Source organism: Paucibacter sp. JuS9 (assembly GCF_044043925.2).
Lineage (GTDB): Bacteria > Pseudomonadota > Gammaproteobacteria > Burkholderiales > Burkholderiaceae_C > JAUASW01.
The window spans coordinates 135,006-148,508 of sequence record NZ_CP194172.1 but is presented as its reverse complement, the minus strand read 5'-3'; the positions used below and the strand labels follow the sequence as shown (position 1 = coordinate 148,508).

General features: G+C 68.8%; 13 protein-coding genes and 1 riboswitch. Of the genes, 8 read left to right on the top strand and 5 right to left on the bottom strand.

Features of this window, described 5'->3' with window-relative positions; translation table 11 throughout:
* The first annotated feature begins 28 nt into the window (after positions 1-28).
* Complete coding sequence (locus ABT392_RS00605) at positions 29-589, top strand: NADPH-dependent FMN reductase (protein ID WP_334279224.1); 561 nt, start codon at positions 29-31, stop codon at positions 587-589.
* A 1-nt stretch (position 590) separates the two neighbouring features.
* Positions 591-1,493, top strand: a complete 903-nt coding sequence (locus ABT392_RS00600; RefSeq protein WP_464970873.1) for a pirin family protein — start codon at positions 591-593, stop codon at positions 1,491-1,493.
* Between the two features lie 19 nt (positions 1,494-1,512).
* Here ABT392_RS00600 and ABT392_RS00595 read toward each other — a convergent pair whose 3' ends face one another.
* Together ABT392_RS00595 and ABT392_RS00590 are read right to left on the bottom strand one after the other, a co-directional pair.
* Positions 1,513-2,370, bottom strand: coding sequence for a pirin family protein (locus ABT392_RS00595; protein WP_395384390.1), 858 nt, complete (start codon positions 2,368-2,370; stop codon positions 1,513-1,515).
* A gap of 31 nt (positions 2,371-2,401) precedes the next feature.
* Positions 2,402-3,025 (bottom strand): FMN-dependent NADH-azoreductase, encoded by a 624-nt coding sequence (locus ABT392_RS00590; RefSeq protein ID WP_395384391.1) that lies wholly within the window; start codon positions 3,023-3,025, stop codon positions 2,402-2,404.
* A 116-nt stretch (positions 3,026-3,141) separates the two neighbouring features.
* Here ABT392_RS00590 and ABT392_RS00585 point away from each other — a divergent pair, with 116 nt between their 5' ends.
* Positions 3,142-4,080, top strand: a complete 939-nt coding sequence (locus ABT392_RS00585) for a LysR family transcriptional regulator (RefSeq protein ID WP_395384392.1) — start codon at positions 3,142-3,144, stop codon at positions 4,078-4,080.
* 37 nt (positions 4,081-4,117) lie between these two features.
* Here ABT392_RS00585 and ABT392_RS00580 read toward each other — a convergent pair whose 3' ends face one another.
* Positions 4,118-4,855, bottom strand: coding sequence for an energy transducer TonB (locus ABT392_RS00580; RefSeq protein WP_395384393.1), 738 nt, complete (start codon positions 4,853-4,855; stop codon positions 4,118-4,120).
* A gap of 149 nt (positions 4,856-5,004) precedes the next feature.
* Positions 5,005-5,126, top strand: a riboswitch (TPP riboswitch).
* Positions 5,127-5,230: 104 nt separating this feature from the next.
* Here ABT392_RS00580 and thiC point away from each other — a divergent pair.
* From thiC to ABT392_RS00555, 5 genes are read left to right on the top strand one after another with little or no spacing between them, the layout of a single operon-like run.
* Positions 5,231-7,099, top strand: a complete 1,869-nt coding sequence (gene thiC / locus ABT392_RS00575) for a phosphomethylpyrimidine synthase ThiC (RefSeq protein ID WP_395384394.1) — start codon at positions 5,231-5,233, stop codon at positions 7,097-7,099.
* Complete coding sequence (locus ABT392_RS00570) at positions 7,099-8,133, top strand: FAD-dependent oxidoreductase (RefSeq protein WP_395384395.1); 1,035 nt, start codon at positions 7,099-7,101, stop codon at positions 8,131-8,133. The genes thiC and ABT392_RS00570 overlap by 1 nt, the downstream gene beginning before the upstream one ends.
* Positions 8,130-8,354, top strand: a complete 225-nt coding sequence (gene thiS, locus ABT392_RS00565) for a sulfur carrier protein ThiS (RefSeq protein WP_334279232.1) — start codon at positions 8,130-8,132, stop codon at positions 8,352-8,354. Before ABT392_RS00570 ends, thiS begins: the two co-directional genes overlap by 4 nt.
* A 2-nt stretch (positions 8,355-8,356) precedes the next feature.
* Positions 8,357-9,166: a thiazole synthase gene (locus tag ABT392_RS00560; RefSeq protein ID WP_395384396.1), complete on the top strand. Its 810-nt coding sequence runs from the start codon at positions 8,357-8,359 to the stop codon at positions 9,164-9,166.
* Entirely contained in the window at positions 9,163-10,749 is a 1,587-nt protein-coding gene (locus ABT392_RS00555; protein WP_334279234.1) for a bifunctional hydroxymethylpyrimidine kinase/phosphomethylpyrimidine kinase, read from the top strand. Before ABT392_RS00560 ends, ABT392_RS00555 begins: the two co-directional genes overlap by 4 nt.
* Before the next feature lie 127 nt (positions 10,750-10,876).
* Here ABT392_RS00555 and ABT392_RS00550 read toward each other — a convergent pair whose 3' ends face one another.
* Positions 10,877-12,094 (bottom strand): sensor histidine kinase, encoded by a 1,218-nt coding sequence (locus tag ABT392_RS00550; RefSeq protein WP_334279235.1) that lies wholly within the window; start codon positions 12,092-12,094, stop codon positions 10,877-10,879.
* Complete coding sequence (locus tag ABT392_RS00545; protein ID WP_395384397.1) at positions 12,084-13,409, bottom strand: sigma-54-dependent transcriptional regulator; 1,326 nt, start codon at positions 13,407-13,409, stop codon at positions 12,084-12,086. The genes ABT392_RS00550 and ABT392_RS00545 overlap by 11 nt, the downstream gene beginning before the upstream one ends.
* Positions 13,410-13,503: the final 94 nt, after the last annotated feature.

The following is a 13,503-nucleotide window of genomic DNA, read 5'->3' as shown; positions in this document are numbered from 1 at the left end:
CCCACCGCTCGAACGAGGATCGCCCGCCATGAGCCTGAACCTGATCGCCCTGTCCGGCAGCCTGCGCGCCGGCTCCTACAACACGGCCCTCTTGCACACTGCAGCCACGCTTTGCCCCGAGGGCGTGACGCTCGATGTGCGCACGCTGCATGGCATTCCACTCTACGACGCCGATGTGGAAGCGCAAGGCGTGCCCGAAGCGGTGACGACACTGCGCGAAGCGATCAAGGCAGCGGACGGCCTGCTGATCTGCACGCCCGAGTACAACAACTCCATCCCCGGCGTCTTGAAGAACGGCCTGGACTGGCTTTCGCGCCCGCCGGCTGAGGGCAAGTTCTTTGCCGGCAAGCCCGTGGCCATGATGGGCGCCAGCCAGGGCGGCTTCGGCACCATCCAGTCGCAGGATGCCCTGCTCAGCGTGATGCGCGCCTTTGCGGTGGACTTCTGGATGGGCGGCCGCTTGCTGGTGTCACGAGCGCAGAACCTGGTCGACGCCCAGGGGCAGTTGACCGACGAAGCGCTGCGCGAACAGATGCGCGGTTTCCTCAAGGGCTTTGCGGCGCATGTGCAGCGCAACAAGGGAGGCTGACATGGCCCAGCTCGAACTGCTCGATGCCCACATGGGCAATGTCGGCGGCCTGCCGATCCGGCGGGCCCTGCCAACCGCCGCGCGGCGCCGTGTCGGCGCCTGGTGCTTTCTCGACCATGCCGGGCCGGCCGATCTTCAGGCGCCGATGCGGGTCGGCCCGCATCCGCACACCGGCCTGCAGACCTTCAGCTGGCTGATCGAGGGCGAGATCCTGCATCGCGACAGCTTGGGGCACGAGCAGATTCTGCGGCCCGGCCAGGTCAACCTGATGACGGCCGGACGCGGCATCTGCCACTCGGAAGAATCGCTGTCGCCCCGGCTGCAGCTGGCCCAGCTCTGGATCGCACTGCCCGATGCCGTGCGGCACTGCGCGCCGGCCTTCGAGCATTTCCCGCGCCTGCCGCAGTGGAGCGAAGGCGGCTTCCACCTGACCCTGCTGGTCGGCCATTGCGACAGCGCGAAGGAAGGCCACCATCAGTCGCCCGTACCCACCCACACGCCCTTGCTGGGCATCGACCTGGCCTGCAAGGCGGCGGCGCGCCTGCAGTTGCCACTGCAGCGCGGCTTCGAGCATGGCCTGATGGTGCTGGAGGGCCGGCTGGAGGTACAGATCGACGGCCAGCAAGAATGGCTGGAGCCTGGCCGCCTGCTCTATGTGCCACCGGGCGGGAGCCAGTTGCTGCTGCGCAGCGAGGGCGCCGCACGCGTCTTGCTGCTGGGCGGTGAGCCGCTGGATGAGCCGGTGCTGCTGTGGTGGAACTTCGTCGGTCGCAGCAACGAGGAAATGCGCCAATGGGCCGATGGATGGAACACCGGCGTCGGCCCCTTTGGCGAAGTGCGCGGCTACGACGGCGACCGGCTGATCGCACCCGACGCCAGCGCCCTGCGCCTGCGCGGCGGCTGAATCCGCCGCGCCTGGCGGGTCAGGCCAGCCGGCCTTCCTGGAAGTCACGCACCGCCTGCATCAGCTCGGCCTGCGTGTTCATCACGAAGGGGCCGTACTGCGCAATCGGCTCGTTCAAGGGCTTGCCGGCAATCAGGATCGCGCGGGTCGGCTCCTCACCCGCCTTCACCACGATGCCGTCGCTGCCCGCCACATTGGCCAGGATTGCCATGCGCTGCTGCGGCACGTTCACCTCGCCGATCTTCAGGCCGCCCCGGTACACGTAGACAAAGGCATTGTGCGTGGCCGGCAGCGCCTGCTCAAAGCGGGCGCCCGCGGGCAGGTGCAGGTCCAGGTAGAGCGGCTCGGTGTGGTCGCGTTGCACCGCGCCGGCCAGGCCGTGGCTCTCGCCCGCGATCACGCGCACCTGCACGCCCTCATCGGCGCGAAGCTCAGGAATCTCGGCGGTCGGAATGTCGCGATACCAGGGGTCACGCATCTTGTCCCGGCCGGGCAGGTTCAGCCAGAGCTGGAAGCCTTCCATGCGGCCTTCCTGCTGCTCGGGCAGCTCGGAATGGATCACGCCACGGCCGGCCGTCATCCACTGCACGCCGCCCGGGCCCAGCAAGCCTTCGTTACCGGCCGAGTCGCGGTGGCGCATGCGGCCTTCCAGCATGTAGGTGATGGTCTCGAAGCCGCGGTGCGGATGGTCGGGGAAGCCGGCGATGTAGTCGTCGGCCTTGTCCGAGCCAAAGGCATCGAGCATCAAGAAGGGATCCAGCCGGCGCTGCAGTTGATTCGTGAGCACACGGGTCAGCTTCACACCGGCGCCATCGCTGGTGGGCTGGCCTGCGATCAGGCGCTCCACGGGGCGGGCTCGGGTGACGGTTGCAGACATGATGAATCTCCTTCTTGAGTCGTTCCGTTGATTAGACCGTAGTGGTTTCAGTGAGTGCGGCGATCTGCGCACGCGCGCTGGCGATGCCGGCGGCCTCGGCTTCGGGGCCCATGTTCAGGCCTTCGGCGAAGACGAATTCCACGTCCGTCAGGCCCAGGAAGGCCAGCACGGTGCGCAGATAAGGCGTCACGCCGTCGGTCGGCAGGTCACGGTGCACGCCGCCTCGGGTCGACACCACATAGACCTTCTTGTTCTTCAGGAGGCCGACAGGGCCGGTCGCGGTATAGCTGAAGGTGACGCCGGCGCGGGCAATCGCATCGATCCAGTTCTTCAGTTGCGAGCTGACGCCGAAATTGATCATGGGAGCGCCAATCACGATGGCGTCGGCGGCCTGCACTTCGGCGATCAGCGCGTCGTTCAGGGCCACGCGGGCCTGCTGCTCGGGGCTGCGGGCGTCGGCCGGCGTGAACAGGGCGCCCAGGGCGGCCTCGTCCATCGGGGGCAGGGGCGTGGCGGCCAGTTCATGCACGGTCAGCGAACCGTGGCTGTTCGAGGCCCGCAGGGCGGCGGTGATTTCGTCGGCCAGACGGGTGGACCAGGAGCCCTGACCGTCTTGAACTCGGCGGGCGCTGGAGTTGATTTGCAGAATGTTCATGGTGAGCTCCTTGTGGGGTTGATTCGTCGTGTTGCTTGACGATGGAGTCACTTTATTGGGAACATTGACGGCACAGAAGACGCCAAATTGCACTTGACTGTTCCACAGGTAGAACAATGAGCCTCGATGCCGATGACCTCTTGATGTTTGCCCGTGTGATGGAAGCCGGCAGCTTCAGCCGCGCTGCCGAGCGCCTGAGCCTGCCCAAATCCACCGTTTCGCGCCGCATTGCCGCGCTGGAGCAGCGCCTGGGCGAAAAGCTGCTGCAGCGCAGCACCCGGCGCCTGGTGCTGACCGAGTTCGGGCAAGGCGTGCTGGAACATGCGCGCGCCCTGGCCGCCGAGGTGGACCAGGCACTGGCCCTGGCCCTGCATCGCCAGCAAAAGCCCACAGGCCGGCTGCGCGTGAGCATGCCGGCGGACTTCGCGCTGCAGGCGCTCTCCGAGATGCTGACCCGGTTCACGCTGGACTATCCGGAGGTGCAGCTGGAGCTCGACCTCTCGCCGCGCCGTGTAGACCTGATTGCCGAGGGCTTCGACATCGCCGTGCGCATGGGCGCCCTGGGTGAAGACAGTCAGCTCGCCGCGCGACGGCTGGCAACGATGACCAACGGCCTCTATGCCTCGCCCGACTATCTGCGCCGCAACGGCGAGCCGCTGCGGCCCGAGGCGCTGGAGAGCATGCACGGCCTGATGATCCTGAACCGCCACGGCGAAGCGATGCCCTGGGAGCTGCGGCGCGGCGAGCCGGTGCAGGAGCAATGGCGAAGCGTGCCGACACAGCGAACGCTGGTGAACGCGCCCGACATGCTGCTCAAGTTTGCGGTTGCCGGCGTTGGCATCACCGCGGTCGGCGACCACTACGCGCGGCACGCAGTCAGCGCCGGCCAGCTGGTGCGCATCCTGCCGGACTGGTGCCTGGCGCCCGCGGACTGCTGGGCAGTCTTTCCCGAGCGCCGGCTGATGCCCTTGCGCTCGCGGCTGTTCATCGAGGCGATGGCCACGGCGCTGTCTGGTTGCAGCGCTCCGGTGGTCCCGCCGGCCAGAGCAGCCTGACTGAAGGTTCGGCTCCTGAACCCCGCCTATTCGCCGCCTATTCGCCGGTGCTGAAGCCGATCTCCACCGTCGCCTCACGGGCATGGGCAACCGGCGCGAAGCGCCACTGATTCACTGCCTCCAGCGCCGCCACCGACATCTTGCGATGCGAGGTCTTCAAGGCTTCGGCATTGCGCACCGAGCCGTCTGGCTGGACCGTGAAGCGCACCAGCACGGTTCCAGAGCTGACCATGTTCACCAGCTGACGCGGGAACTCCGGCGCCACGCGATGCAGGAGGCGCAGCTCAGGCTCCACGGGGGCGGCCGCTTCCGTTGCGGTCGCGGTTGCGGTTGCGGTTGCGGCCGCGGGTGCCGGTGCCGGTGCCGGCTCCGAACGCGGCGCGGCCAGCGCGACCTGGGCTGGCGGCTCGATCTCACGCGACGTGACGGTGGAATTGTCAGAGGCAGCCACGAGCGAGAAGCCTTGCGGAGCAGGTTCAGCGGCCGCTTCGGCCGCAGCCACAGGCTTGCCGGCCGGCTTGGGTGCTGCAGCCGCTACCACCTTCGCGGCAGGCTTGGGCGCCGCTGCCGCAACCGGTTTCGCGGGCGCCTTGTCGGCACTCATCCGTATCCAGTGGAAGACCTTGTCGGCGTCGCGCTTGGCGCGCTCTTCTGGCGTTAGCACCGGCTTGGGCGTATTGCCGACGACAACCGGTGTTGCGTTCTGTGCCAGCGCGGGGCCACACAAGGCCAAAGCCAGGCCCAGTCCCGTCCCCCAACGAATGCAGCTCTTCATGGCAACCCTCCTCTTCTGATGGGCAGCACCGCTTGTGGCGATGCCTTGCGCCAGCAATCTAACCAGGCCTGCCATCCCCTGCTTGCGGGTTTTTGCGGAGCCGTGCTTTGCGAGCGTGAAGTCCTGCGCGGACTGCGTGGCTATACTCGCCGCTCGCTCCGGGGGGCCCTGCTGTCAAGTCGACAGCGTCGGGCTGAGATGTGGCCAAAGCCACGGACCCGCTGAACTTGATCCGGCCAGTACCGGCGTAAGAAGAGCTTGACCGACCCTGTCACCTGCGGCCCCCTGCCGCCGGTGGGTCGTCACCAGCCCTAACGCCATAAAGGCCAGCCCAGGGCAGACCTCCGGAGTCCAACAAAGACCTCCGGAGACGCCATGAGCGACAAGCCCACATTCGCCGAGCTGCTGCAGCGCAGCCGCACGCCGCTGCCCGCATCGACCAAGACCTGGCTGCAGGGCCAGCGCTTCCCCGCGCTGCGCGTGCCGCAGCGGAGAATATCGCTGACGAACGGCGAACAGATCTGCGTCTACGACGCCTCCGGCCCCTACACGGACCCTGCGGTCGACATCGACGTGCGCCGCGGCCTGCCCGCACCGCGTGCCGCCTGGGTGGCGGCGCGTGGCGACACCGAGACCTACCAAGGCCGGTGCATCGCCCTGCAGGACGATGGTCTGCGCGAGGCCTCGCAGCAGCAGGCCCTGCGCGCCGGCACCGATGCGCTGCAGCGCCAGCCGCGTCGCGCCGTCAGCGGCAGGAACGTGAGCCAGATGCACTACGCGCGGCGCGGCATCATCACCGCTGAGATGGAGTTCGTCGCGATCCGCGAGAACCAGAGGCTCGAATGGATGCGCGAATATGAACAGGACACCGAGCGCGAGATGCGCCTGCGCGGTGACTCGCGCGGTGCCTCGATTCCCGCCCTCATCACGCCTGAGTTCGTGCGCGACGAGATCGCCCGCGGCCGCGCCATCATCCCGGCCAACATCAATCACCCCGAGCTGGAACCCATGGCCATAGGCCGCAACTTCCTGGTCAAGGTGAACGCCAACATCGGCAACTCGGCGCTGGGTTCCAGCATCGAGGAAGAGGTGGAGAAGCTGGTCTGGGCCACGCGCTGGGGCGCAGACACGGTGATGGACCTCAGCACCGGCAAGAACATCCACACCACGCGCGACTGGATACTGCGCAACGCCTCCGTGCCCATCGGCACCGTGCCGATCTACCAGGCGCTGGAGAAGGTCGGCGGCGTGGCCGAGGAACTGAACTGGACGATCTTCCGTGACACCCTGATCGAGCAGGCCGAGCAAGGCGTGGACTATTTCACCATCCATGCCGGCCTGCGCCTGGCCCATGTGCCGCTGACCGCGCGCCGCCGCACCGGCATCGTCTCGCGCGGCGGTTCCATCATGGCCAAGTGGTGCATCGCCCATCACCGCGAGAACTTCCTGCTCACGCACTTCGAGGAGATCTGCGAAATCATGCAGGCCTATGACATCAGCTTCTCGCTGGGCGACGGCCTGCGCCCGGGCTCGCTGGCCGATGCCAACGACGAGGCCCAGTTCGCCGAGCTGCGCACGCTGGGAGAGCTGACCCGGATTGCGTGGAAGCACGAGGTGCAGACCATGGTCGAAGGCCCCGGCCATGTGCCCATGCACCTGATCCAGGCGAACATGGACGAGCAGCTCAAGCATTGCGACGAGGCGCCCTTCTACACGTTGGGCCCGCTGACCACCGACATCGCGCCCGGCTACGACCACATCACCAGCGGCATCGGTGCGGCCATGATCGGCTGGTTCGGCTGCGCCATGCTTTGCTACGTCACGCCCAAGGAACACCTGGGCCTGCCGGACCGCGACGATGTGAAACAGGGCTTGATGGCCTACAGAATTGCCGCCCACGCGGCCGATCTGGCCAAGGGCCACCCCGGCGCGCGGGCCCGCGACGACGCGCTCTCCAAGGCTCGCTTCGAGTTCCGCTGGGAAGACCAGTTCAACCTAGCCCTCGACCCCGACACCGCGCGCGCCTTCCATGATGAGACCCTGCCCAAGGACAGCGCCAAGCTTGCGCATTTCTGCTCCATGTGCGGGCCGAAGTTCTGCTCGATGAAGATCACGCAGGAGGTGCGCGAGTACAGCCAAAGCATCGCCAGAAGCACGGTCGAAGGCATGGCGCAGAAGAGCGCCGAGTTCCGCGCCCAGGGCAGCGAGCTCTACATCCCAATCACCGTCAGCGCGAGCGCCTGATGGCCCGCATCGCCATCGCCGGCGCCGGCCTGGTCGGGCGCCTGTTTTCATGGGCGCTGGTGCGCGCCGGCCATCAGGTCGAGGTCTTTGATGCCTCGTCCGGGCCTGCGCCTGAGGGGCCGCAGCGCGCCGCGGCATTCAGCGCCGCGGGTCTGCTGAGCCCGCTGGCAGAGCAGGACAGCGGTGCCGATACGTCCATGGTGGCAGCCGGCTGGCGCTCGCTGCAGCTGTGGCCGCGCATCTGCGCGCGCTTGCCTGTGCAGGTGCACTTGCGGCGCGAAGGCAGCTTGCTGCTGGCACACCGGGGTGATCTCGGCGCGGCACGGCGGGTCTTGCAGCATATGGTCGGCGCGGTGGCGCTGGAAGAGACTGCCCTGCGTGACCTCGAGCCGGCCTTGGCACCGGGCCTGCTGGCCTGGAAGCTGGAGGGTGAGGGCTTCATCGACCCACCCGCCGCCATGGCGGCACTGCACCAGGGCGCTGCGGCGGCGAACTGGCACTGGAATCAGCCGGTTGGAAAAGTACTGCCGCACCGCCTGCTGCTGGCCGATGGTCACGAGATCGAGGCCGACTGGGCCATCGATTGCCGCGGCCTCGGTGCGCGGCCCGCCCTGCCCTTGCGCGGCGTTCGAGGCGAGATCCTGACCCTGAGCCTCGCCGGCCACGGCTTGCGACGCCCGCTGCGGCTCCTGCATCCGCGGCATCGGCTCTATCTCGTGCCGCGCGACGAGGCCACCCTGGTGCTGGGCGCCAGCGAAATCGAGAGCGAAGACTTGAGCCCCGTGAGCTTGCGCACGGCGGTGGAGCTGATGGCTGCGGCCCACAGCCTGATGCCCTCGCTGGCCGAGGCGCGCATCGCCAAACTGGATGTCAACCTGAGGCCGGCGCTGCCCGATCATCGTCCCGAGGTACAGTTTGCGCCTGGCCAGTTGAGTATCAACGGCCTGTATCGCCACGGATTCCTGATGGGACCGGCGCTGGTGCAAGAGCTGCTCATGAGAAGCGGGCTCGGCACCTTGGAGGAGAAAGAGTGAGCACGAGCAAGGAACTGCACATCGAGATTCGTCTCGATGAGGCGCGGCTGCGCCTGGGCGCCGGCACCACATTGGCCGGTTTGATCGAGCATCTGGGCCGCGCGCCCACGGCCGTGGCCACGGCGCGCAACGGGGAATTCATCCCGCGCGCTGCTCGCCATCACACGGTCCTGAAGAACGGCGACCAGGTGCTGCTCTTCAAACCCATCGTCGGAGGCTGAGCATGGCCTTCAAAGACCCCCTGACCATCGCCGGCGTCACGCTGGACAGCCGCCTGCTGCTCGGCACCGCCGGCTACCCGAGCCCGGCCCTCCTGAGCGAGGCGATCGAGGCTTCGGGCAGCCAGTTGCTGACACTGGGCCTCAAGCGCACCGTGCAAAGCGGCGACAACGGCTTTGTCGAGCTCGCCCTGCAAACCGCCCGGGCCCGGGGCGCGCACCTCCTGCCCAATACCGCCGGCTGTCACACGGCCCGCGAGGCGGTGCAACTGGCCTGCATGGCGCGCGAGCTCTATGGCACGGCCTGGGTAAAGCTCGAGGTCATCGGCGATGCCCACACCCTGCAGCCCGACCCCTTCGAGTTGCTGGAAGCAGCGCGCAGCCTGGTGAACCTGGGCTTCACGGTTCTGCCCTATTGCACCGAAGACCTCGTGCTGTGCCGGCGCCTGCTCGACGCGGGCTGCGCCGTGCTGATGCCCTGGGGCGCGCCGATCGGCTCGGGCCAGGGCCTCTTGAATTTGCCGGGCCTGCGCACGCTGCGCGAGCGGCTGCCCGAAGCAACCCTCATCATCGACGCCGGCCTCGGCGCTCCTTCGCAAGCCGCACAGGCGCTGGAGCTTGGCTTCGATGCCGTGCTCCTGAATTCAGCCGTTTCTCAGGCCCGAAATCCTGCAGCAATGGCGGGCGCCTTTGCAGAGGCGGTGCGCGCAGGTCGCGCCGCATTCCGCGCCGGCCTGATGGCGCCGCAGGATTTCGCCAGGGCTTCTACGCCGGTGAGCGGCCATGCCTTCCTGCTCGGGGAGGCCGCGCGATGACCTGGCAGAAGGAAGCTCAACCGCCCATCATCTGGAGCATTGCAGGCAGCGACTCCGGCGGCGGCGCCGGCCTCACTGCCGACAGCCGAGCTGCCAAGGCCATGGGCGTGCATCTGTGCCCGGTGGTCGCGGCTGTGACCGCGCAGAACTCGTTCGGCGTCAGCGCCATCTGCCCGCTGCCGGTGGCGCAGATCGAGGCCCAGATCGAGGCCTTGGCGTCCGACATGTGGCCGGCTGCCATCAAGACCGGCCTGCTGGGTTCGGCCGCCGCGGTGCAAGCGGTCGCCGACACCCTGGACCGCTTGCGCAGCGACGCGCCCGCGCTGGCCCTGGTCATTGACCCGGTGCTGGGAGCCAGCGCAGGGGGCTTGAGCTTTGCCAATGCGGCCGTGCTGCAAGCCATGCGCGAGCAGTTGCTGCCCCGGGCCACCCTGATCACACCCAATCGGCAGGAGGCCGAGCGCCTGCTGGCGCTGCCGCCGCTCACGCACAGCGTGCCCGAGCTGGCCGCCAAGCTGCGCCAGGCCGGCGCCCGCGCGGTCTGCATCACCGGGGGCGACGACCTGGGCACGCCTGCGGGCAAGGACCTGGCACTGGACTACCTGGACAGCGAGCTCGCCTCGGGCTGGCTGGCCAGCCCGCGCCTGCCCTCGCGAAACCATCATGGCACCGGCTGCACCTTTGCCACCGGCGCGGCGGCCGCGCTGGCTCGCGGCTTCGCGCTGCCTGATGCGGTGCTGCTGGCCAAGATGCTGACCTGGTGCGCGCTGCGCGATGGCCATGCTGCCGGCCGCGGCGCCGGCCCGGTACGCGCCCGACCGGCCTTCGTGCTGGACCCCGCCGCCATGCCCGTGATGAGCTTCGGCCCTGAACTCGACCCCATGGCTGCGGCGCGCTGGACGCATGTGCTGCGCCAGCCGAGCGAGCCGGCCGAGCTCGGGCTCTATGCCCTGTGCGAGAGCGCCCAGCGCGTGGGCCAGCTGGCCGCCATCGGCCTGCCGCAAGTGCAGTTGCGCATCAAGCATCCGGCCGGCGAAGAGGCCTTGTCCGCAGAGATCAAGGCCGCCTTGCAGGCCGTGGAGGGCAGCAACACGCGGCTCTGGATCAACGACCACTGGCGCATCGCCGTGCTCTCGGGCGCCCGGCACCTGCACCTGGGCCAGGAAGACTGGGCCGCGCTGCGTCCGGACGAGCAGGGCTGGCTGCTGGACAGCGGCGTGGCCCTGGGTCTGTCAAGTCACAGCCTTTGGGAGCTGGCGCGGGCGCGCGGCCTGGCGCCGGCCTATATCGCCTGCGGCCCGGTGTGGCCCACCACCACCAAAGACATGCCCTGGCAGCCGCAGGGCACCGGCAACCTGGCCTGGTGGTCGTCGATGGCCGGCCGGCCGGTGGTCGCCATTGGCGGCGTGCTCACGGCCTCGCAGACGCGCGATTGCGCCGCGGCCGGTGCCTCGGGCGTGGCCCTGGTGCGCGGGCTCGATGCGGCGCTGGCCGACCTGGACGAATTCCGCAACGCCTGGGTCAGCGGCCGGATCCTGGCGCGCGCCGCACAACGGCCACCGCAACCCAGCCTGGCTGAATGACACACATGCCGGCAGCACCGTGACGCGCAGCCGGCAGCTGGCGTTCTGCCGCGGTTGGGGCGCTCCCGGCAGGCCCAGAAATGCAGGCCCACGCCATTGCGCATGATCACGCCATGCACGCCCTGCCTCAGAAACTCAGGACAAACAAGCCCCCACCGCCCAGCGGCCGCAGGCAACGTACCGTTCCGCCCATGCCATGAACGAGGTTGCGCACCACCGCCAGGCCGATGCCGGAACCGCCGGGGCGGGCGCTGAAGAAGGGAAGGAAGATGTCGGTCTCCAGGCCTGGCGGCACCCCGGGGCCGTTGTCGAGCACGCTGATCTGCAGGCGGCCGCCGCGCACCTGGCGTGCCTGCAGCTGCAGGCGCGGTGCGGCCTGGGTCGCCGTGGCGTCGGCAGCGTTCTTGATCAGGTTCAGGAGTGCCTGCTCCAGCTGGCCGGGATCGGCCCTGAGGCTCAGGGTCGGCTCATCGAGCTCGAATGTGGCCGTGCCGCCCCGTGCTCGCCAGCTCTCGCCGACCAGCGCGTCCAGCCGGTCCAGCAGCGCGCGCAAGGGCACCACCTCCAGGCGCGGCTCGGGCCAGTCGCTGACCTGGCGGTAGTCGGCAACGAAGCGCGCCAAGGCCTCGGCACGGCGAGCCACGGCTTCGAGCGCCAATGTCAGGTCCGGATCGGGCTGCTCCGACTCGGCCACCAGCTCCTGCGCGGTGCGCGACAGCGAGGCGATCGGCGTCAGCGAGTTCATGATCTCGTGGGTCAGCACATGCACAAGCTGGCGCCAGGCCCGCAAGGTCTCGGCTTCTAGTTCGCTCTCCACCGGCATCAGCGCGAGCAGCCGGGTCTGCGTGCCGGCCAGGTTGAGTGCACTGCCGGCCAGCAGCCAGCGCTCGCTGCCGCGTTCGGTGGCGATGCTCAAGAGCTCATGGGCAGCGCCACTCTCAGCGGCCGCCAGCCGGGCGAGCAGCTCACTGCGATCCACGGCGCCACCCGGTGCAATCAAGCGATGCGCCCGCGCATTCAGCGGCTGAACGCCAGCGCCAGCTGTGTGCGTCCACAAGGCCACCGGCGCCTGCGCCAGCTGGCTCTCGATCAGGCCCAGGCGCTGGGACAGCTGCTCGGCCTCGCTGGCGAAAGCCGGCTGCACGACGAGAGGCGATGCACCCGCGCGCAGGCCGGCCAGGCCGCGCCAGGCCAACAACAGTGCGGCCAATGCAAAAACGCCTGCCACGGCCAGCACGCGCGGCGAATCCAGACAGCGCGCCGCCAGGGCAGCGGCCAGCATCAAGACCAGGCCGGCGAGCACCACCTGGCCGCGGCGCCAGCGGGTCATGCGACTAGAGGCCATGCTTCTCCATCCGGCGATAGAGGGCAGCCCGGCTCAGGCCGAGCAAGCGCGCGGCCTGGCTGATGTTGCCCTGGGCCTCGCGCAAGGCCTCGTCCAGTGCAGCGCGTTCGCGCTCGTTCAGCGAGGCCATGCGCGGGCCGGCATCGGCCGCCGTCGGCGGGCTCTGCAAGCAGAAGTCGCCCGGCTCGAAGCGTGCACCGGTGGCAAGAATCACCGCACGCTCGCAGGCATGGCGAAGCGCACGGACATTGCCATGCCAGTCGTGGCGCTGCAGTGCATCGACTGCCGCATCCGACAAGGAGCGCGGCGGCTTGTCGTACTGAGCCGCGTATTTTCCTAGGTAGTGATTGGCGATCAGCGCGATATCGTCGCGCCGCTCGCGCAGCGGCGGCACCCGCAGCACGATGGTGTTGAGCCGGTACAGCAGGTCGGGCCGGAAGCGCTGCGCGTCGAAGAGGTCCCGCTCGCTGAGATTGGTGGCACTGACCACGCGCACGTCGATGGCCTCGGCCCGGTCGGCACCCAGCGCTGTGACCTCGCGGCGCTCCAGCGCGGTCAGCAGCTTGGCCTGGTGCTGCAGGGGCAGGTTGCCGATCTCGTCCAGGAAGATCGTACCGCCCTGTGCCGCCTGGAAGCGGCCCAGGCGGTCTGCGCGCGCATCGGTGAAGCTGCCGCGGCGGTGGCCGAAAAGCTCGCTTTCCATCGTCGTTTCGGGCAGCGCACCGAGGTCCACGGCCAGAAAGGCCTGGCCGGCGCGCTTGGATCGCGCATGGATCTCCTGCGCCACCAGTTCCTTGCCCGAGCCCATTTCGCCCAGCACCAGCACATTCGCCTCGGTGGGCGCAACGCTGGCGATCAGGGCGCGCAGCTCGCGCATCGCCACCGATTCACCAAGCAGCAGCGATCCGCTCGACGCTGCCACGCGCGGCTGCCGGCTGGCCAGCGCCGCGTTCACGGTGGCCACGAGCTTCTGGTTGTCCCAGGGCTTGGTGATGAAGTCGAAGGCGCCGAGCTTCAAGGCCTGTACGGCCAGGTCGATCTCGGCATAGGCCGTCATCATGACCACGGCCGGCGCGTCAACGCGGCTGAGCGCCTGGCGCAAAAGGCGCAGTCCCTCCTCGCCATCGGAGCGGCCGGGCGTGAAGTTCATGTCCAGCAGGAGCACATCGGCCGGGCCGCGCTCCAGCTGCGGCAGCAGCTCGGCCGGGCGGGTGAGCAATTCGACGCTGCCAAAGCGGCGCCGCAAGAGCAGGCGCGCCGCGGTGCCCACGTCGGGGTCGTCGTCGAGCACGAGGATGCGGGCGGCTTCAGTCATCGGAGCGCGACCATATCAGGGGTGGCGACATGGCGGCAATCGACTGTCCGGATCCGGACAGTCGCCCTTGTCCGGCGGTGGACAGTCGGCGCCC